The organism is Levilactobacillus zymae DSM 19395 (assembly GCF_001434115.1).
GTDB classification, from domain to species: domain Bacteria; phylum Bacillota; class Bacilli; order Lactobacillales; family Lactobacillaceae; genus Levilactobacillus; species Levilactobacillus zymae.
Genome location: NZ_AZDW01000005.1, coordinates 19,060 through 39,580, shown reverse-complemented (window position 1 = coordinate 39,580; position 20,521 = coordinate 19,060). Strand labels below are relative to the sequence as shown.

The 20,521-nt window shown below is 52.3% G+C and carries 17 protein-coding genes; 5 read left to right on the top strand and 12 right to left on the bottom strand.

What is annotated here, in order from left to right; translation table 11 throughout:
- Nucleotides 1–257 precede the first annotated feature (257 nt).
- The 11 genes from cas6e to FD38_RS00925 form a co-directional block, all read right to left on the bottom strand.
- Nucleotides 258–932, bottom strand: coding sequence for a type I-E CRISPR-associated protein Cas6/Cse3/CasE (cas6e, locus tag FD38_RS00975; RefSeq protein ID WP_057730332.1), 675 nt, complete (start codon nt 930–932; stop codon nt 258–260).
- A 20-nt stretch (nt 933–952) separates the two neighbouring features.
- Nucleotides 953–1,666 carry a type I-E CRISPR-associated protein Cas5/CasD gene (gene cas5e / locus FD38_RS00970; protein ID WP_057730330.1) on the bottom strand — a complete coding sequence of 238 codons (714 nt, stop codon included), beginning with the start codon at nt 1,664–1,666 and terminating at the stop codon, nt 953–955.
- Nucleotides 1,647–2,747: a type I-E CRISPR-associated protein Cas7/Cse4/CasC gene (gene cas7e / locus FD38_RS00965; RefSeq protein WP_057730328.1), complete on the bottom strand. Its 1,101-nt coding sequence runs from the start codon at nt 2,745–2,747 to the stop codon at nt 1,647–1,649. The genes cas5e and cas7e overlap by 20 nt, the downstream gene beginning before the upstream one ends.
- A complete protein-coding gene (casB, locus tag FD38_RS00960) occupies nt 2,747–3,370 on the bottom strand; it encodes a type I-E CRISPR-associated protein Cse2/CasB (RefSeq protein WP_057730326.1) in 624 nt (207 codons plus the stop codon). The genes cas7e and casB overlap by 1 nt, the downstream gene beginning before the upstream one ends.
- Nucleotides 3,371–3,376: 6 nt before the next feature.
- Nucleotides 3,377–5,092, bottom strand: coding sequence for a type I-E CRISPR-associated protein Cse1/CasA (locus FD38_RS00955; RefSeq protein WP_225430813.1), 1,716 nt, complete (start codon nt 5,090–5,092; stop codon nt 3,377–3,379).
- The gene (locus FD38_RS00950) at nt 5,076–7,811 is read right to left on the bottom strand and encodes a CRISPR-associated helicase/endonuclease Cas3 (protein ID WP_057730323.1); all 2,736 of its coding nucleotides are present in this window, start codon (nt 7,809–7,811) and stop codon (nt 5,076–5,078) included. Before FD38_RS00950 ends, FD38_RS00955 begins: the two co-directional genes overlap by 17 nt.
- A gap of 174 nt (nt 7,812–7,985) precedes the next feature.
- A complete protein-coding gene (locus tag FD38_RS00945) occupies nt 7,986–8,273 on the bottom strand; it encodes a hypothetical protein (RefSeq protein ID WP_057730322.1) in 288 nt (95 codons plus the stop codon).
- A gap of 276 nt (nt 8,274–8,549) precedes the next feature.
- A complete protein-coding gene (locus FD38_RS00940; RefSeq protein ID WP_057730320.1) occupies nt 8,550–9,305 on the bottom strand; it encodes a DnaD domain-containing protein in 756 nt (251 codons plus the stop codon).
- A 62-nt stretch (nt 9,306–9,367) separates the two neighbouring features.
- Entirely contained in the window at nt 9,368–10,549 is a 1,182-nt protein-coding gene (locus FD38_RS00935; RefSeq protein ID WP_057730319.1) for a pyridoxal phosphate-dependent aminotransferase, read from the bottom strand.
- A gap of 18 nt (nt 10,550–10,567) precedes the next feature.
- Nucleotides 10,568–11,071 carry a cell wall elongation regulator TseB-like domain-containing protein gene (locus tag FD38_RS00930; protein ID WP_057730317.1) on the bottom strand — a complete coding sequence of 168 codons (504 nt, stop codon included), beginning with the start codon at nt 11,069–11,071 and terminating at the stop codon, nt 10,568–10,570.
- Between the two features lie 45 nt (nt 11,072–11,116).
- Entirely contained in the window at nt 11,117–13,960 is a 2,844-nt protein-coding gene (locus FD38_RS00925; protein WP_057730315.1) for a helicase C-terminal domain-containing protein, read from the bottom strand.
- Between the two features lie 264 nt (nt 13,961–14,224).
- Here FD38_RS00925 and mvk point away from each other — a divergent pair, with 264 nt between their 5' ends.
- The 5 genes from mvk to FD38_RS00900 all read left to right on the top strand — a co-directional run bounded on the left by mvk (nt 14,225) and on the right by FD38_RS00900 (nt 18,957).
- The gene (gene mvk, locus FD38_RS00920; RefSeq protein WP_057730314.1) at nt 14,225–15,169 is read left to right on the top strand and encodes a mevalonate kinase; all 945 of its coding nucleotides are present in this window, start codon (nt 14,225–14,227) and stop codon (nt 15,167–15,169) included.
- Complete coding sequence (gene mvaD, locus FD38_RS00915; protein WP_057730312.1) at nt 15,169–16,143, top strand: diphosphomevalonate decarboxylase; 975 nt, start codon at nt 15,169–15,171, stop codon at nt 16,141–16,143. The genes mvk and mvaD overlap by 1 nt, the downstream gene beginning before the upstream one ends.
- Before the next feature lie 76 nt (nt 16,144–16,219).
- The gene (locus tag FD38_RS00910) at nt 16,220–17,293 is read left to right on the top strand and encodes a phosphomevalonate kinase (protein WP_057730311.1); all 1,074 of its coding nucleotides are present in this window, start codon (nt 16,220–16,222) and stop codon (nt 17,291–17,293) included.
- Between the two features lie 13 nt (nt 17,294–17,306).
- Nucleotides 17,307–18,341, top strand: a complete 1,035-nt coding sequence (gene fni, locus FD38_RS00905; RefSeq protein WP_057730309.1) for a type 2 isopentenyl-diphosphate Delta-isomerase — start codon at nt 17,307–17,309, stop codon at nt 18,339–18,341.
- Nucleotides 18,342–18,420: 79 nt separating this feature from the next.
- The gene (locus FD38_RS00900) at nt 18,421–18,957 is read left to right on the top strand and encodes a hypothetical protein (RefSeq protein ID WP_057730308.1); all 537 of its coding nucleotides are present in this window, start codon (nt 18,421–18,423) and stop codon (nt 18,955–18,957) included.
- A 105-nt stretch (nt 18,958–19,062) separates the two neighbouring features.
- Here FD38_RS00900 and FD38_RS00895 read toward each other — a convergent pair whose 3' ends face one another.
- Nucleotides 19,063–20,433 carry an RsmF rRNA methyltransferase first C-terminal domain-containing protein gene (locus tag FD38_RS00895; protein WP_057730306.1) on the bottom strand — a complete coding sequence of 457 codons (1,371 nt, stop codon included), beginning with the start codon at nt 20,431–20,433 and terminating at the stop codon, nt 19,063–19,065.
- Nucleotides 20,434–20,521: the final 88 nt, after the last annotated feature.

The window sequence follows — 20,521 nt, the reverse complement described above, 5'->3', positions numbered from 1 at the left end:
CATAGGAGCACCCCGTCGGGTAACTTCTATGCCTCTAAGCTTAGTATTTTTAGAATCACCCCCACATATATGGGGAACACACTAATTTCTCCTCGTTAAACCGCAATTTCTAAATTCAGAAATTGCTGCCTTCTAGTAACGCTAAGATTGTCTAGGCATTAACTAGGATGGATTGCAGACTACTACTTTGAGCCCCACACTTTTTCTAAATACTTTATTGGCCACTCTTTAGAGAAACGAATTCTATCAAATGACCACTATCTCTGAGGAACTACCGTCATGAGTCCCATGCCAAAGGCTTTTTCACGCCCAATTCCCTGCGTTAAGGTGTGTTTGAATGCATCTAAATCATTAATCTTTAGCATGCCCTCAAACGTTACGCGGCTGAGTTTCACGCGATGTCCATGTCCCGGCTTACGGAAGAGAATTGGCCAATCACGATTGATGATTTTAAAATCGTAGTCTGGCTCCTCAAAGTAATCGTCCGCTGGCAATTTCAATAGCTGAAACCCAGCACTTTCTGCTCGCTTGATTAACCATTGCCGTTGTTGGGCTGCCGTTACGTGCGGGTAAACTTTCCCCGTTTTGTGTCCCGCTTGGGGTACCCGGTGAGTAGGATTAGCCGTTAATTTAAACCGTAAAACTTGTCCCACCTGTAGTTGGTCCAAAAAGTGATCATATGACTTTGACACCGCCGTTTCCGGTACACCATAGGCTTCTAACGCATGTAAATCCGGTGCCGTCTCACTTAAAACGACTAGGTATTGCTTATTGGCTAATGAATCAATTCGCCATAGGTGCCGTGGACGAATTCCCGCCTGAAATTCAGCTGGAAAGCTGCGCTCCACCCAATCATGATAGGCACCCAAGTGGGTCAGCGTTTTAAAATTCTCTGGACTATAACGATTGATTACAACTCTGGATAAGTACATAGCGACTCCTTTCTTAAAAATTAATTTTCTTTTTGCTGAGCCACAGTATCTAACTCGATACTTTTTTCAACCACTGCCCGGTAGGCATGTCGCCGATCCATTTGCGAAAACGATCGTACATGGTCCTTCACCAAGAAATCTTGACCCGATTGATGTGGTAATAAATCCGCATCGGCGGCCAATGTGACAGTGAATTTTTTATCATCAGCGTGTTGCCATCGTTGTCGCTTTTTATACCACGCGGCTGCTTGCCAATCCAAATTCATAAGGACAGTTACCGGATCTTCATTAGGATACTCATTGACCTCCAGGTATCCCGCAATAACGTTTGCGCGCCGTCCCAAGAAAAGTTGAAACTTAGGATGATGTAACGCAAATTTGATTCGATTTAGCAACTCGTCATCAGAACTCCCCAGCGCTACCATAAATAAAGCATCCTGCAGATTATCACGATGAGTCACTTTTCGCTTTGCCTTTTTTTGACTGTAAGTTTCCTGAACCTCAACTGTCTGAAATTCCGTCATAATCGATCCTGGTTGGTCGACTCGCACCGCAAATTTTAAATCATTCAACGCCACAATTCGCGTGTCCGTTCGCTGATAACCCAGAGCGGCAGCAATCAATCCAATTACGGCACTTTTTGATGGGTATCCCCCGGTAGTTCGTAGGAGAAAATCGGCTTCATTCCCATACGATTGCAAGGGACCCGTTAATTTAAGCGTTAGTGTCTTCATCCTTAATCGCCCCCGTCAATGCCTGGGTAACCTGATCAAGTAGCTGTGGTAAATCAGTCATAACCTGGTTCCCTTTTTTAGCAGTTAGCTCCGAATGACGAGTACTCAAAATGTAGTTTCCAACAGGTTGCATCATCCCCATTTTGAGGGTGGCCTGATACTCTTCTTCTAAGGCTTTAATGGACGCCTCAACGTAACCATTATCGGATTCAACTGGCTCCTCAAACGCAGAAACTAAACTAAGGGGCGTATCTGCTCGTAACGTAACCATGACATAGTTAGGACGGGTACGGTTGGCAAAACTATTTTGTTTCCCAGAAGGCATGGCTAAAAGAAAATCTTTAATAAAAGTCACGGCTCCCTTAATTGCATCTTCAGCACCTAAATTTTGCGCCAACTCCCGCATATTAACATTGGCATACCGATACAATGTAGACGAATTAAACTCCGTACTGCCAATCATGGCAGCGCCTGCATCATCCAAATGTTCATCATCTAGTGCCGTAAAGTAATCAAATTCCGGTTCAATTGCGTGCGTCGAGATAGCGTGTGCCACTTGCGTTGACCCCTCAACGTTTAAACTTGGATCATCCGCTACCATTCGACCAAATAATGCCAAATCTAGGGACTGATTCCCTTTCAGAATGTTCTTAATTTCTTTTTCGGTCTCTTTATCTTCTAAACCGTGTTGGGTAATGTATTGGACAATCTTATTGAGTTGACCAGGGCTGACCATCAATAGTGTTGCAGTTTTCTGCTTATCCTTCTTATCCATCTTGATACCGACTGTCTTTAAAATTTGTAATGCCTGCTTCATTGCATCTTCTTGGCTTAATTCGGCCTGTACCATTTTTAATTGCTCTGCCAATAGCTTTGCGACTTCTTTAGTTCGCGTCGCCACCTCCAGCTTTTCTGCTTTAAAAGCCTTACGAACCGCTCGCTTCCAGCTTTGAGAAGAAACTCGTGCGCGAGTCACGCCACCATATTGGGCCTTTTTAGGTGACCCAATATCATCCCGATTAATATTCGAAGGTGGTAGTGTTTGTAGAACGTTGATATCAATATACAAATTATTCGTCATTAGTTTTCTTTCCCTTCTGATTGACTTTCCAAGTAATTTCCCCAAAAATACTGCTGTCCCCAAAGTAACCGAATTTGCGCAAACCGCTGATAGTTCCGCTGAGCATCATAAAGATCTTGGGCAATCTGACCAAAATCAACTTTCAACTCTGATTCGCTTCTAGCCTTTAAAATTCCGATTAAATGGGATAAACCGTTCACTGTTCCGGAAATTTCGGTTAATGCTAACAGGTTTTCAACGCGTCGATCAAGACCATCTCGATTATCTTCATTAGCTCGTAACGCTGCGAGCGCCTTGAACAAGGGCATTCCTTCTTTTGATTGATCTGAATCTGACCCTTTTTTAGGCGCTGGGCTATAAACCAAATAGTCGTTACCTTGCTGACAAAGGGCATAGAAGTGCAACGCCGAATAGATGGCTATTTCCTGCTTCGTCGGTTGTCCCGTATAACTCAGCATATTGTCCTCTAGACGAGATAACATCAACGGCCAGATAGCTTGAGCACGAGTATCAGTTATTTTAGTCGACCCTCGTAAATTAGCTAATACAGCCCGATTTAAGTTACCTTCGTTGTATAGTATCCTGATTAGTCCCTGGGTAATGGTTCTTACCGTTTTTGGCATTACTAATCATCCTTTCCTTTTCGTTGATGAATAAAGGCTAGTCTGCACGTTGTATTTCAACCAGCCCATTGCCGTAAAGATGTTTAAAGCTTGTTTTTTCCCATTTCGATCAACCATAAGCCCGCGCATATCCCTAGGGGTACTTGATTGCATTAATTCATTGGCCGATTTAAGGGCAATTTTTTGTAGTTTTTGTTTCCAAGCATTGACTTTAACACTACGTTCATCATCATTTGTAAGACCCGCCAACCATTTGTTAAACGGCTCATTCAGCTGATCATAGAAATGATTCGTTAATTTAGGCGCAAATACCTTAGCCTTTAAATTGCGAATATGACAGATATCAACCGCAAAACGATAATAATCAGTTCCCACCTGGTGGGCATAACCAATGGCTTGTTCAATTTGTGCTGGCCAATAGTTTGATTGAGCCGGATCATCAAACAACACATCTGCTCGAATTTGCATGTTCTCTACTACTTCTGCGGACGGCAACTGCGAAGATTTATTATCATCTGGCACTAAATTAATCGACATTAAGTTTATGTGCTTCTCCCAGGGAATAACCTCTTGGGCCTGTAGTTGCCGCAACCAGGTCACCAGTCGCGGTTCGTGCACCGTATCCTCTTGGTTGAGACTGACGTATTGACCGAAATTACGCCACATTGCTTTGTCTAAAAACCCTAACGCCTTCCTACTCGGCACAAGTTTTCCAGCCAAATTACCACTTTTGGCGATATGCCAAGTGGTCATGGGCTCAAGAAATACCTCATTTTTACTAAAAATCGGAATTCCCGCACTAAAAATCGTAGGGTGATTGGCTTCATCCCACTCGATATACAAGATTCGAGACCAGGTTGTATATAATTCTGCTAGGTTATCTGGAACCTGCTGGGCTTGTCGGTCAGCTATATACGCTTGCACCGTATCATATTCCCAAACGGGACATTGCTTGGCAGCTTTGCCGTAATTGGTTAGAACTAGATTGAGCATCAACGTCTCAAACAAAGAATCTCCCTTAGCAATCACTGGATTTAGTTCGTACAACCATCCCGTCGATTTAGCGAACTTCTGCGCTGACTTAACAACACTTTTATCCGTTACGCCAGTATAATTTTGATACATAATTAGCCAGCGAACTAATTCATCCAAAGCCGCCTCGTTCTTAGCCGTTTCTGCCTTGGGCGAAAAAACGGCCTTCGAATTACCACTTTCTGAAATTCGGCGATTAAGCTGTCTAATGGCAACTTGACCGCCCCGTTTCTTTTCCGTAATACGGTTTTTATCTATCACTAACGCGTTATAGTCGGCTAACGTCACCTGATAAAACGGATGCTCGCCCAAAAAATCAAATCGATCCGCCCAATGGTGTAAGTAAGTCGTAACTGCTTCCGAAAAGTGCCCATCTTGATAAAGGTGCTGCCAAGTCTTTAGTAAATACTTATTCTGTTCCCGACTAGACCAACGATGTTTAACTTCTGTTGTTGACCTGAGCCAAGGATAAGACTGACTCGTCACATCAACTCGGGAATAAACTGTTGTTAAAATCGCCAACAGTAAACGTAAAATTGCTAAATCCTGGGCCCGCATCTCCCCGGCTAGTTGTCGATAATCCGCCGCATGTTCAAACAACGTGATTAAGGAAACCTCTTCTTCACGGTTAGTTCGCGAGTTAAAGACGCGAATCCACGGTGCCGTTGTTAAATTAAACGTCTGTTTCATCATCATCCTCCTTTACATAACTTAAACCGAAAGTTTGCGAATAAGCCAAACGATATCCTTCGAGCGACCGCGTATTGTCTTCATTTAGCAACAACACCAGACTGTCCTTCAACCATAGCCGTTGTCGCAGGTCTGGAAAGATTTTTTTAGTATCAGCCGTCAATTGACTAATCACTTGTTCAATCTTTCCATTATTAAAAGTTAACGCCACCGGTAAACGAATGACCTGCCGTGCAATCGTCTTATCCGCCATATCGTCAATATTCGACGCCCGTTTATCTAATAGGCAGATATTATTTCCTCGCTTGCGAAGTAATATGACTTCGACGGTTTCTTGAATATCACGTACGGCCGCCTTAGCTTTTTGGTCAGCATCAGGTTTCCAGCGATCAAGCCACCCATGAAGCGTTAGTCCTGTATCAAAATACGGATCATCAATTTGAAAAGTTTTGGCTTGCTTGTCTTCTTTCTTTTGATACTCTTGCAGACTAACCAGCGCCGTTTTAATTCCAGGCATCTCAACTTTTTTATCTGAATCATAAACTTCTTGAACTAACGGTGAGATGTCCTTAGGTAGGCTGATCTTATCCGGCAGAAAATTATCCGTCCGCATCAAATAATACTTTTCATAAATCATCTCGTTAGCCGTACCATAGCCCTTAGAATCTGGGCCACCGATTACAAATACCTGAGGTTGTTTTAACATAAACGGTCGCTTAAGGTCGTGTCGCTGTAACCGACCAATCCGCTGTAAAAGCGAGTCCATTGGTGCAATATCGGTGAACAGGACATCAAAGTCGATATCTAACGATTGTTCCAAAACTTGAGTCCCCAAAACGACCAACTTTTTAGGTCGGTCCCCAGCTTTACCAATTAGAGTTTGTAGCCGTTGTTCGCGCTCAAACCGACCTGGAGCTATAAAGGCTGAATGTAAAACTAGAACCTCAACATTTTCGTGCTGGTCTTTAATCTGTGATAACAATAATTGTGCTATGTTTTGAGTCCGCCGAACCGTGTTCAGCAAAACCCCGGCGACCCCACCTTGACTAATTTTAGCAAGAATCAACTCGACTAGTTGCTTGTCGTTTTGAACCAATCGCTTAACCTGAACAACCTTATCTTGAGGGTGCTTATCATCCGTTACCTGTTCAATCTGATGACCGTCAATCAGGCTCAATAACGGATAACGTTCTTCATTTTGCCAATTACGTGGCACGCGATAACTTGGATCGAATTGATAGTCCTCACCATACTTCCCTGCAAGATAAACCTTCATCAACTCGTTTCGCTTCTCTTTAGGCAATGTCGCCGACAACATGATCACCGGAACATGGTAAGCGCCCAGCCAGCGCAGTACCTTGGTTAAATAGCTCGTCATGTAGGTATCGTATGCATGGACTTCATCGAGAACTACAATTTTGTCGCTAAACGCTAGGTGCTGTAAGAAAAGGTGACGTTTCTTTAACCCCATAGATAACAAGTAGTCCACTGTCCCTACCACCAGGGGGGCTAAAGTAGCTTTTTTACCATTAAACCAGTCGTTAATTACTGGCTCTTCATATCGGTCGTCTTGATCAGCGTTAACGTTGGTAGCACTGAGCCAATCTAACAAGCTAGTGTATTCGTCATTAAAGCTGCTTTGGCTATGTAATAATTTAATAGTTGGAATCCCAACTTTGGCCGCCCAGGCCTTGACCCGGTGGAACATGGCATCCGATGTCGCCCGAGTAGGTAAGCCAATGAACACACTATTTCGTTTAGTTTTATTGGCAATGAGTTCAACAGCGGAAAGCGCGGCTTCAGTTTTCCCCCGCCCCATAGCATCTTCAATAATGACCATCCCTGGATCAGTCATCTGACTAACACTAGCCAAAACTTTTTTTTGAAACGGATGGGGGTCAAATCCCCAGCGTTGTTGGAAAAAAGATGGCAAATTTTCCAGATTTATTGAGGCGGGATGCCACTGCTTTTCTTGTTCGAGAGTCTCCAAAGCCTTTTTAAAGCGAGCGTCTATATCTTTATCGTCTATCGTGGCTTTAACCGGAACCAACGGAAAGAGAGACTCATTGGATGCTAACCAATCGGCAGTAATCAACAACCCCTCTAAAATAATAGCCGTTGGTTGATCAACTTCAGGTATTTCTGAAATATCATGATAACCAGCAGAAGTAACTGCTCGCTCTACCAACGCCTGCTGCACATCCTGCCAAGGCTTTTGAATATCTTGATTCTTGTCACGCTGCCAATAATCAGCTTTGTACTTCGCAATTTGTCCGCGGGGTAACACACTATCGGCTAATCCATGATGTGATCCAACAATGGCGCAAACTGATTTGGGAATATGTTTTTCTAGTAGGATAGCTTCCCCCGCTCTGGCATGAGGGGATTCCTTTGACGATGACCATTCTTCAGATGGAACTGAAAAACCATTCTGACTTAATTTTGCCATCAGCTCCAAATCAGATTGAGCCTTAAACTGAAAGGCAGGGGTTGCTTTTCCAATATCATGCGCGAATCCTAAAAAACTAACGAGTTTTTGTAACTCATTCGATGATAACTTTTGTGTTAAAAATTGCTTTAGACCATCATCGACTTGGGTATCTAACAGCCAAAATATTACTTTCTGCGTGTCCAGCAAATGTACAGGCAACGACTCCCAATATTGGTGACCATCTTTTTTGACACATTTTTTAGCCCATAGTACATTTTCCTTTTTCATAATATATGAATTCCTCCATATTTATTAATTTGCAATACCCACATCCAATTCCAAACTAACACCCCCACATACGTGGGGAACAAAAATTTACCGCCATCATCAGGATCACCTTCACATATGTGAAGAACATTTCATGGAACACTCAGTTACATACATTAAATTTCAACCATTCTTTTAATTTTTCCTGTTGGTGCTATTTAAATCGTCTTCACTAGTATCTGAAGTACCTCCTTTGCTGTTTTGCAAACTTTTTTCCGTACTCGATTGTTTATCAAGTTCTTCCTTATATTGCTTTAATGTCCTTCGTTCTGCCAATTTCTTTTTTCTAATTTTCAACTCTAATTTTGAACTAAAAGTTAGATAAAACCAATTATTCCACAATTTAAAAACTGGTTTCAAAAACGCCAACGCTATTGCCGCTAAAAGCGATATAAAGACAGCAATTAACGAATTAAATTCCACTATCCTCCTCTCCTTTCCCAATGTAATGCACTGTATATGGGTCCTAGATGACAATGTAGGACTTACGATATTTCCCCTGTACTTTTATTTTGAACTTTCAACCATCATCGTTCAATGATTAATTCATCATACTCAAAATCTCTTATAAATATCGGCATGAAAGCAATCTTTACATTACCCAATTACCAAAATACAAATTTAGAAAATATTTTGAACATAATAAAAAGCGACCGCCACACCCCCAAGGGGCATCACCGTCGCCATACACACAATCTATTAATCATCCGTCAACTTAAAAATCGGCACGTCCGGGATCGTCGCATCCCCCGCACCACCATCCCCGCCGGTCTTGCGCCGCGGGTGTTGGCGTTCCTGTTCGCGTTGCACCTGGGCCGCCGTGGTCAGGTGCTTTTTCTCCCAGTTCAGCAGGATGCGATCCATGTATTTCAGGTTGTACACCTGGTTTAAGACTGCCTCACGCAACGCCAGTTGGATCAACTCCGGCTTGTAGTGGTCGACGTCCAACCACTGACTAACCGTGTCCATCTGAATTGGCGATAACATCTGGCCGAACTCCGTTTCAATCTGGTTAAACACCGTGGCGCGCTGCGAATCCGGATTGGCCGCCGGTTGGGCCGCCGTGGCGCTAGTCGGCGCCGTCGAGTCCGTGGTGACCGTCGGCGTCGGTTGGGTCGCCTCCGCGTCCGGCACGTGACTTAGCTTCTCCGCTAACAACTGAAAGTCGTAACGGTCGACCTTTTGCCCCTGGTCGTTGGTCACCGTGTTGATGGTCATCAGCTTCTGGGCAATCATCTCGTGGAGCACCTCGAAGACGCGCTTGGTGTCCCACCCCAGGTTCTGGGCCAACACGTCACTCTCGGGCAGATAATCGCCGCGATCCAACCAGCGCTTCAGTTGCAGGTAGACCAGCAGCTGGTCCGTGGTCATTCCCACCTCCTGGAAGTGGTCGATCAGAAAATTGGCCACGCTGGTCTGCCCCGCCTGTAAATACCGTCGTGTAAACTCATCCATCGGTGTCATCCTTTCCTAACAATAAACGGTCGAGCCCGTCAAGTGCTCGACCGTTTTTAACCTTAACTTTGCATAAATTCCTTTAACCGCGTCATGGCCGTTAACAACTGTTCGCGGTCCGCCGCGTAGCTCATGCGGATGTGGTGCGGCAAGCCAAACGCCTCGCCCGGCACCACCGCCACGTGGGCCTCTTCTAACACCCGCGTCACGAACTCGCTGGTCGTGGTGCAGTGCTTGATGGCCATGGCCTCTTGCACATCGGGGAACAGGTAGAAGGCCCCCTGCGGCTTGGCCGGTAACGTAAAGCCGGGTAACGCCGTCAGTAACGGGTAGATGGTATCCAACCGTTCCTGGAAACTGGCGTTCATCTTGGCCACGGAAGCCTGGTCGCCGGTCAACGCGTTTAGCGCCGCGTACTGGCTGACCGCCGCCGGGTTCCCGGTCATGTGAGAGAGCACCTTACCCAACGCCGCCGTGACGGCCTTCGGACCGATCACCCAACCGATTCGCCAACCGGTCATCGCGTAGGTCTTGGAGACCCCGTTGATCACGATGGTGTGATCGGTGATCGCGTCACTGAGCGTCAACATCGACGGTTCCGGCGCCGGCCGATCGTAGACCAGGTCGCCGTAAATTTCGTCGGACACGATCCACAAATCGTGAGCCACGGCCCAGTCGCCGATCGCCTTTAACTCAGCCGGCGTGTAGACCACCCCGGACGGGTTTTGCGGCGAATTCAAGACGATGGCCTTGGTGGCCGGCGTCACGGCGCTGTCGAGCTGTTCCGGGGTCACCTTGAGCGTCGCCGTGGGGGCCACCTCTAGGACGTGACCGCCCGCCAAACGAATTTGTTCGGCGTAGCTGACCCAGTAAGGCGCCGGTAACAACACGTCGTCGCCCGGATCTAACATGACCTGGAACAACGCGTACAGCGCCATCTTGGCCCCGGTCGTGACCACCACTTGGTCGGCCGTGACGGTCACGTTTTGCGTGGCCTGTAAATGATCGGCGACCGCCTGCCGTAACGGGGCGATTCCCGTGGTGGCGGTGTAGCCGTCAACCTGGTCGGCCTCGATGGCCTGAATGGCGGCCTTTTTAATAGCGACCGGCGTTTGAAAGTCAGGTTGGCCGACTCCCAAGTTGATGACGTCGACGCCGCTAGCGGTCAAGGCCTTGGCCCGTTGGGATGCTTGGAGCGTGGCCGAGGGCTGGACGGCTCTGGCACGTTGGGCTAATTGTTTCATAGACACCCTCCTCATGAGTTAAAGGTTCGAAATTTGTTGAAGCACTTTCCCATTACTATATTGTAGCGTGAGGTAGCATAATTTACCACTCTTACTCAGGTAACTGATCTGCCAAGCCGGCTTGCCGTTAAAAATACTCAGCGCGGCCGACAGTACCTTCTTGGGGTTACGTTGCCACACCTTCTGTAAGGCCACGTTCCGCGACATTCCGTCGCTTTGCTTGAGGACCGTGACGTCCTTGCCGGATTGCGGCACAATGGCGTAGACGTTTTGTTTAGCCTTGTTGGTGCCCGCCACCGTGTAGTAGGTGGTATCCAGGTTGGTCCAGTAGAACTGCGTGGTCTTGGTCAAATGCCCCGACTTGCGCGCAATCTTTTCGGCCCGTGTCTGGGCCTGGTTAAACGGATGGGTCGCCTTATGAATCGCGTAACCGCCACTCAAAAGCAACACGAGAATCACCACCAGGACCCCCAATAAAACCCAATGCCGGGGTCGGCGGCGCCGTTGGTACTGTTGTCTCATCAATTTACCATCGTACTCCCTTGTGTTCAATCTGCGTTAATTATATCAAATTTCGGGTGGGGTCACGGGTGTGGCCGGCGTTTTTTCAAAAAATTTAATCAGTGACTGCGTTAGGGTCCCCACGTCGCCGGTCACCCGGGGCAGATCGGCGGGTAAGGCCCGCAAGATACTCTGCCCGTATTGCCGTTCGACTAAGCGCTGGTCCAAGATGACCACGGTTCCGCGGTCGTTGGGCGTCCGAATCAACCGGCCCACCCCTTGGCGCAGGCGCAGGGTCGCCGCCGGTAAGGCCGCGTTATAGAACGGGTTCTTGCCCGCGGCTTCCAACCGCGCGTAGTTGGCCTTGACGAAGACGCGGTCGGGCGAATCGAACGGTAACCGCGTCACAATCAGCAATTCCAGCTGGTCGGCCGGCAGATCGATGCCTTCCCAGAAGCTGGCCGCCCCCAGCAGGATCGAATCGTGGCCGGTCACGAAGCGCTTGGTGATGCGTTCGCGACTCCCACTGATCCCCTGGGCCAAGATCTCGCGTTGGGCGAATTCCGGTTGCCGGGTCAGTTGTTCGTAGACCTGTTCGATCACGTTTAACGAGTTGAACAGGATCAACGTCTGCTTGTGGACCGCACCGGCCAGCTGCGTCAATGCGCTGGTCAGGTAGGTCACGTAATCGTCCGGCGCCACGCGACTCAGGTTCGGGCCCGCGTCGGCTAAGAGTAGTTGCGCCTGGTTGGCGTAGTCGAAGCTACTGCGCATCCGGTGGGTCACGGTCGCCTCGCGATCCAGGTCAAACTGGTCGAGCACGTATTGCGAGCGCCCCGACGAAAACAGCGTGGCCCCGGTCAAGAGGACCGGTTGGAAGGCCGCGTAGATCTGTTGGCGCAAGAAGCCCTGCGTCGCCAGTAAACCACTGGCCAGTTCCAGGCTGCCCCGGTCGCCCACGTGATTGATGGTGACCCAGAAGAGACTGCTGGATTCCTGGGCGGTCGCTTCATTAAAGATAGCCAACACCCGCTGCAGGCGCTCATCGACCAGGTGGACCCGGGTGTCGAGTTGTTCGAACAGGTACCGTTGGGACGCCACGAAGCGTTCCCGTTGCTGGTCGAAATGTTGCCGGATCACGCCCAGTTGCACCAGGAGTTGGGTATCGCCGTTAGCAATCTGGGTCAACGCCGCCTGTAAGTCGTGGGCGTTTTGGGCCAGGTCGGCCGGCGCCACCAGTTCCTCGATGGGCGCGTTTTGCGTGTTGCCACGTTTGGCCGCTAGGAAATTCAAGAAAAGGTGGTTGACCACCGCGACCAAGGCCTTTTCGACCTGCTGACTACTCCGTAAGAGGTGCTGGAGCGTCTGTTGGGTGGCCTGGTCCCCGTCAAATAAGGTTAACAAGCTCGGTCCGATTTCGCGGCTGATATCGCGTTGGATGTGGTGCAGTTCGTTTAAGATCTGGGCAAACTTGACCTTGGTCCGCCGTTGCCGCAGGGTGCTGGCCGGCAAGTGTTGGGCCTCGTCGATCACCAGGTACGGGTGGTCCAGTTGGTCACCCAGCGCCGTGGCGTGTTCACTCAAGTACGCGTGGTTAACGATCACAACTTGGGCCTGGGCCAGCTGCTGGTCGCGCCGGCGCAAAAAGTCGTCGTCATAAAACGGGTTATCCGCCGTGACGGTACCCTCGTGGACGATCTCCTGGAAATACGGTGCCCGGTAGGTGGCCAGGTGCAGTTCGTCGAGGTCGCCGGTAGTGGTCATGGTCAGCCACACCAGCAACCGCAGTTTCAACAGCTGGGTCTGCTTGGAACTTTCGTTTAACCCCAAGGTGACCGCAAAGCGCTGGAGATCCAGGTAGTGCCGGCTGCCCTTCACGATGGTGGCGTTAAGCGGAAACGGCACGATCTCGCGTAATAACGGCAGGGTCTGTTCCATTAACTGTTCCTGGAGGAGCGTGGTGGCCGTGCTGATGACGACCGGTTTACCGGTCTGCCCCAAGTAGGCCATCGGTAACGCGTAGCCCAGGCTCTTCCCGATCCCGGTCGGCGCCTCCACCACCATCTGCTTGACGGGGTGTTGGTCGCTATTGGCGTAGTTATTATAGATGTAATTCATCATTTTGGCCTGTTCCGGACGCCACTCCAGGTTGTCCGGCATCAGCTTTTGTTTTTGCTTTTTGGTCTTGGGGTACTTGGCCGCTTCCGTCAGCGGCGTCGGCGTCGCAGCGGTGGCTCGGCGCAAGGCCAGACCGTTCTTCACGTACAAATAGTCCGGCAACTTGCGCGGCTTTTGCGTGTTCAACGCCAACGCGACCCGAAACAACGTCGCCGTTTGCCGCGGCAGGTCCGCCTGCAGGTCGATCATCTGCTGGAGGGTCACCAACGGTAAGGCCCGCAACCGCCGGAACAAGAAGATGAAGAGTTCCGCGGTGGCCGAGGCGTCACTGTCCGCGGAATGCGGATTGTCGTGTTCGATGTTGAAGAACCCACTCAGGTCGCGCAACCGAAAGCTGGGCGCCGTGGGCAGGAGAATCTGGCTCAACGACACCGTATCGACGGCCTCGATGTCCAATTCGGGATACCCCACTCTGGCCAATTCGGCGTTGACGAACGGCAAATCAAAGTTGACGTTGTGGGCCACGAAGACCGTGTTGGTCAACAGGCTGTACAGCGTGCCGGCCACGTCGTCAAAGAGGGGCGCGTGCCGCACCCGGTGGTTGGTAATCCCCGTTAAACGCGAAATGGCCGCCGGAATCTCGCGGAGCGGATTCACGTCAGTCGTGAAGTGGTTGATAATTTGATTATGCTGGACGAAGACGCACCCAATTTGAATGATGCGATCGCCATCTTGCACACTGGTACCGGTCGTTTCAATATCGACGACCGCGTAGACCGTGTCTTGATCCATGTCTGCTCACCAATTTCTGCACAAATGCGATTATAACTGGCACTATGATACACCACTTTGCACCCCAACGCTACGCATCTGGCCGCCAAAGCCCGTGGCTGGTAAATTTTCCGGTCAGCCCCGCGCCACCGGCCACCGAAATCTTATAGAAAACGTTAATTTTTGACACTTTTTACGATTTTGACCGGCAAAACTAGCGCAATAACAATCAGTAGAGTATGATATTCTGGTAGATTAATTCGAAGAAGAAAGCGAGCGATTAGTTTGGGTAGAACGGGCAAAGGTATCAGTAATGCCAAAATTATTCTCCTCGGGGATCACAGCGTCGTCTATGGTCAGCCGGCCATTGCACTCCCGCTCCCCTCAGTCACCACCCGGGTGACCATGACCGCCATTCCCAGCGGGCAAACCATGGCCAGTCGCTACTTTGACGGGCCCATCGCTCAACTCAACCACCATCTGGCCGGCGAAGTCCAGCTGATTGCCACGTTACTGGACCGGTTCCACGGGCACAACACCCCGTTTCACATGGCCATCAGTAGTGATTTACCCGCCGAACGGGGCATGGGGTCCTCGGCGGCCGTCGCCGTGGCCATTACCCGGGCCATGTACGACTTTTTTGACCACCCCTTAACACGCGAAACCTTATTGGACACCGCGGCGATCGCCGAAAAGATCACCCACGGTCATCCCAGCGGCATCGATGCGGCCACGGCCAGCTCGGCCACCCCGATTTGGCTGTTACCGCACCAGGCCATCAGCCAAATTCCCTTCAACCTCGACGGCTACCTGGTGATCGCCGACAGCGGCGTCAAGGGCCAGACCGGCCAAGCCGTTGCGGCCGTCGCCCGGCGTAAAACGGTCTTTCCGCAGGTTACCACCCGCCAGATCGACCGGTTGGGAGAACTGACCTACGCCGCGCGCGATTACTTAGCGACCGGCGCCATCACCGAACTCGGTGGCGCGCTGACCCAGGCGCAGGCCCAATTAGCCGGGTTAGGTGTCAGTTCGCCCGAACTAGACCATTTGATCCAAGTTGCGTTGCAAGCCGGTGCTTTAGGCGCTAAACTAACGGGGGGCGGTATGGGCGGTTGCCTCATCGCCCTGTGTGCCACCAGGGCCGGGGCCAAGCGCGTCCAGCAAGCCGTTTTAGCGGCGGGCGCCACGGCCACCTGGACCGAAACCTTTCACCACAAGGAGGAAGCATGATGACCACAGCCGTCACCGCACGGGCCCACACCAACATTGCGCTGGTCAAGTACTGGGGCAAGGCCGACGCCACGTTGATGTTGCCCCAAACCAGCAGTTTATCCTTAACCCTTGACCAATTTTATACGGACACCACGGTGGCCTTTGACCCGACCTTAACGGCCGACCAAGTCACCGTCAACCAAGTCCGCCTCGACGAGCACGCGAGCCGCAAAGTCCGCCACGTGCTCGACTTAGTGCGCACTCAAGCCGACCGTCCCACATTTGCGCGGGTCAGTTCCACCAACCACGTGCCCATGGCGGCGGGCCTCGCCTCTTCGGCCTCCGCTTTTGCGGCGTTGGCCGGGGCCGCCAGTCGCGCGGCCGGCTTAGACCTGAGTTCCCGCGACCTCTCCCGGCTCGCGCGGCGCGGGTCCGGTTCGGCCACCCGGTCGATCTTTGGCGGGTTCGTCGAGTGGCACGCCGGTCACGACGACGCCAGTTCGTACGCCGAACCCCTGGTCGAATCGGTCACCTGGCCGGTCGCCATGGTTGCGTTGGTCTTAGACGCGCACCGCAAGAAGGTCAGTTCGCGGCAGGGCATGCAAACCAGCGTGGCCACGTCGCCCTACTACCCCGCTTGGAAACAAGTCGTGGCCCACGACTTGGCTGCCATCAAACCCGCGATTTTGGACCAGGACTTCACCACGGTCGGCGAGATCTTAGAGACCAACGCCATGCGGATGCACGCGTTGACCCTGAGTGCCGACCCCGCCTACAGCTACTTCAACGGGGCGACCCTGCAGGCCATGCAAACGGTGCGCGACCTACGCGCGGCCGGGGTGGCCTGCTACTACACGTTAGACGCCGGTCCCAACCTCAAGATTTTCTGTCAGGTCGCCGACCTCCCCGCCATTACCGCCCGATTCCGCCAAGATTTAGGCGCCGAACAAGTCATCGTGGCCCATCCCGGCCCGGGACTCAGCTGGCGGTAGTGCCGGTCAGCTTCATTAAAATTTACAAACTTATCTATCTATTGGCGACACTGTGTCGCAGAAGGGACCTGATTTTTTGATTTCCGCCCAAGCACCCGGAAAACTCTATATTGCCGGCGAATACGCCGTTGTCGAACCGGGCTATCCGGCCATTATCGTTGCGTTGAACCAATTCGTGACGGTGACCATCGAACCCAGCCACGATTACGGCCGCATCGCTTCCAAACAATACCAAGAGAATTCCCTCTACTGGCAACGCCAGGGAAGCGAACTGGTTTTTGACAACCGGGATAATCCCTTCCACTACATTTTATCGGCCATTCACCTGACCGAACAATACGCCCAATCACTGGGCAAACCGCTGGGCATCTACCATTTAAACGTTAACAGTGATTTGGATAGTGCCGACGGTAAAAAATACGGGCTGGGCTCTTCGGCCGCGGTGACCGTGGCCACCGTCAAGGCCCTCTGCCAGTTCTACGACATCCAATTGAGTAAAGACCAACTCTTCAAGCTGGCCGCCATCGCGCATTTGGACGTCCAGGGCAACGGCTCGCTAGGCGACATCGCGGCTTCCGTCTACGGCGGCTGGATCGCCTACCGCGCCTTTGACCGCGACTGGTTAGCCTCCGCGCGCCGTGAACTTAGTCTGACCGACCTGTTGAATACCGACTGGCCCGGGTTACAGATCGAGCTGCTGACGCCGCCCGCCCCCCTGCGCCTCATGATCGGCTGGACGGGCACCCCTGCGTCGACCTCGCATTTAGTCGACCGCATCGCCCTGTTCAAGGCCACGCAACGCCGCAACTACCGCGCCTTTCTGGAGGATAGTCGCGACTGCCTGCACCGGATGATCCAAGGCTTTCACGATGGTGATTTGACCGCCATCCAACACGAGATCACCGTCAACCGGCAACTCTTGAACCAGTTGGCTCACCTCAGCCACGTCACCATCGAGACCAAGTTACTCAAGACCATGTGTGACACGGCCGTCGAACTCGGCGGCGCGGCCAAGTCTTCCGGGGCCGGCGGCGGGGATTGCGGCATCGTGATCATCGACGCCGCTAAGGACCTCGCGCACCTCTTACACGATTGGGAACAACGCGGCATCGAACCGCTGAAATTAAACGTCCACAACGTTATTGAATAAGGAGCAAACCGCTATGGTACTGTCACGCCACGCCCACCGCAAGGACGAACACCTCTCTTTAGCTGAGAAATTCTATACGCCGCAAGCGACCAGTCAATTTGACCAACTACGGTTCGTGCACCAAAGTCTCCCCGAAATGGCCGTGGCGGACACGGATCTGACCACCAAGCTGGGCCCGTTAACGTTACCGATGCCCCTGTTGATTGAGGCCATGACCGGGGGCAGTCCCCGCACGGGTGAGGTCAACGCCCAATTGGGCCGCATCGCCGCTCAGACCGGGTTGGCTGTGGCCAGCGGGTCGCAAAGCATCGCCTTACAGGACGACAGCGCCATCGCGACCTTCACACCCCTGCGGGAAAATAATCCCGACGGTCTGGTCTTCGCCAACCTGGGCGCCGGACACACCGTGGCCCAAGCCAAACGGGTCGTGGACCTCTTGGCAGCGGACGCCTTAGAGTTGCACGTTAACACCGCGCAAGAACTGGTGATGCCCGAGGGCGACCGCAGCTTCCACTGGCTCGACAGCATCGGCGAGACCGTGGCGGCCTTAGACGTTCCGGTCATCGTCAAGGAAGTCGGCTTCGGCATGGCGCACGAAACGTTGGCCCAACTGGTCAGCGTGGGCGTACGTTACGTCGATCTCGGCGGCCGCGGCGGGACCAACTTTGCGACCATCGAAAACTTCCGTCGCCCCGCCAAGGAATTTGATTACCTAACCGGTTGGGGCCAAACCACCGTCGAATCCCTCTTGGAGGCCCAACGGGTACCGGACCTGACCACAATCGCCACCGGCGGAATTCGCAACCCGTTAGACATCGCCAAGGCGTTTGCGCTGGGGGCCACGGTGGTCGGCAGTGCCGGGCAGATCCTGCACAGCCTGCTGAAGACCGACGAAGCCACCACGGTGCAGTTGCTTTTTGACTGGCAGACCGGCCTGCGCACCATCATGACGCTGCTCGGCGTCAAAACCATCCGCGAGTTGCAGCGCCAACCGTTACTGTTCTCGCCGGAACTCGAAAGTTACCGGCAACAGCGCCACTTAATCTAAACTGACACGACCAAGGTCGCCCATTCCGGGTGCCTTGGTCGTTTTCTATCTACAACACTATTTTGGGGGAAATTATTAAATGGGATACTTATTTGGATTAGCCGGCAGTCTGCTGGGCACCCTGGTGGTCGCCTTCATCTTCATCCTGGCCGTCATGCATTGGCAAGTCATCTTACAAATCGTTTTGGTCGTCGCCATTGGCTGGGGCTTTGAGCGTTGGCGGAAACACGTGCGTTGGGTGAAGCCCATCCAGCCCTACCATACCGACATTTTTCTGCGCGGGACCGACCTGGAGAAACGGCTGGTCCGCCAACTGGCCTGGCTGGGCTACGCGAACATTCGCCCCAATTCCCGCTGCAAACTGAGTTTTACCGCGGAGCTGCGCGGGTATCGCCTCGGGTTTAACTGCTGCGGCGAACTGACCTTAACGGAGATGCAGAAAAACGCGCGGGCGTTGACCAGCCTCTATTTAGACCAGGTCATCATCGCCACCACCCATCCCATCTCCGCCGAACTGCGCGCGGCCGCCCGTCAGCTGGACGTGACCCTCTGGGATCATCACCGGCTCGCCGAACTGCCCTTGACCCTGCCGACCACGCATGACGACGGTTATTAGGGTTAGGGTCAGCAATTGCGTCTCATTACCATCGAAAAAATCCGACCAGGTCGCTGAATTCTCATCAGTCTGGTCGGATTTTTAGCAATATATCTGATTTCTAGGTTACAACAAGTCTTCCGGGTACACCGTAAACCGCAACCCCTTGGGGAAGAAATTCTTGACGGTCGTGCCCACGACCTTGCCGAAGCCCACGGGTTGGGCGTCACAGGTCAGCAGGTACCAGCCCTTGGCCGGGGCCGCAGTCAGCGTTAACGCATCCCCGTGGACCCACTGCTGCCACTGATCGAGGTCGATGGCCAGCGTGTGGGCCGTGTGTTGCGGGTCACTCGCCAGCGCCAAGGCGTAGGCCGGTTCAAACCGGTTCTTCTTAAAGGTCCCCAGGTGCAGGCCCGGCCGGAACACGTGCGCGTGCTTCAGGTCCGGTAGGTCGCTAGGGGCTAAGAACAGCTGGTCCTTGACCGTAACCAAGTCGCCGGCCGGCACCGTGCCCAGAACTTCTTGGGCAAAGGCTTGCCAGAGTTGCCGCTGGTCGCTAGACAACTTCTGGCCCAGTTGAGCGTGACCCTTGGCCTTCCCCGCCGGAGCGTCCGCCGCGCGTTGGAGCTTGGCCACAAAGTGCCCCTCACCACGCAACAACTGTGGGAACAACCGGGCGGCCTTGGCTAAGTCCGGATTGCCATCGGCCCAGTCCGGCCGGGCATCCACCACACCCCCGCTCTTGGCAACGGGGACTAAGGAAAACTCGGGGAAGGTCTGGACCAACCAGGCCATCATCTGTTCGTCTTCTTCCGGCGCGAACGTGCAGGTGGAGTAGATCAGTTGCCCCCCGGGTTTGACCATCTTGACGGCTTCCGTTAGGATCTCCCGTTGCCGGGTCGCACAGTCCTGCACGTAGTCGAGGGACCAATAGTCCATGGCCGCCGGGTCCTTGCGGAACATCCCTTCACCCGAGCACGGCGCGTCGACCAAGACCTTATCGAAGAAGTCGGGAAAAACGGGACTCAACGTGTCCGGTGAATCGTTGAGGATCAAGGCGTTCGGTACCCCAAAGCGCTCCACGTTTTCGGCGAGGACCCGCACCCGTTTCCGGTTGATCTCGTTGGTCACCAACAGCCCGCGGCCCTGCAAGTAACTGGCCAAATGAGTGGTCTTGCCCCCGGGCGCCGCACAGAGATCTAAGACCCGTTCACCGGGTTGGGGCGCCGCCGTGGCCCCGACAAACATGGCGCTGGGTTCCTGACTGTAGACGGTCCCGCTCTGGTGGGCCAGGCTACGGCCCTTGACGCCACCAAAGTACCCCCACTGCGCATATGGGACACCGGGAGCGGCGGTCAATTTCGCCGGCACCTGCCGTTGCGGATTGACCCGGTAGCCGGCCGTGTTCTCGTCCGTGGTCAGACTCGCGAAAAAGGCCGGTGCGTCGTCGCCCAACAGCCCTTGATATTTGGTTATAAAGTCATCTGGTAAATTCACCGTTATGCTCCCATCTTGTTAGTTACAACTAACTATTTGTATTCTACATATATCCTACTTTTCTGGATTCAACCGTTCCCATTATACC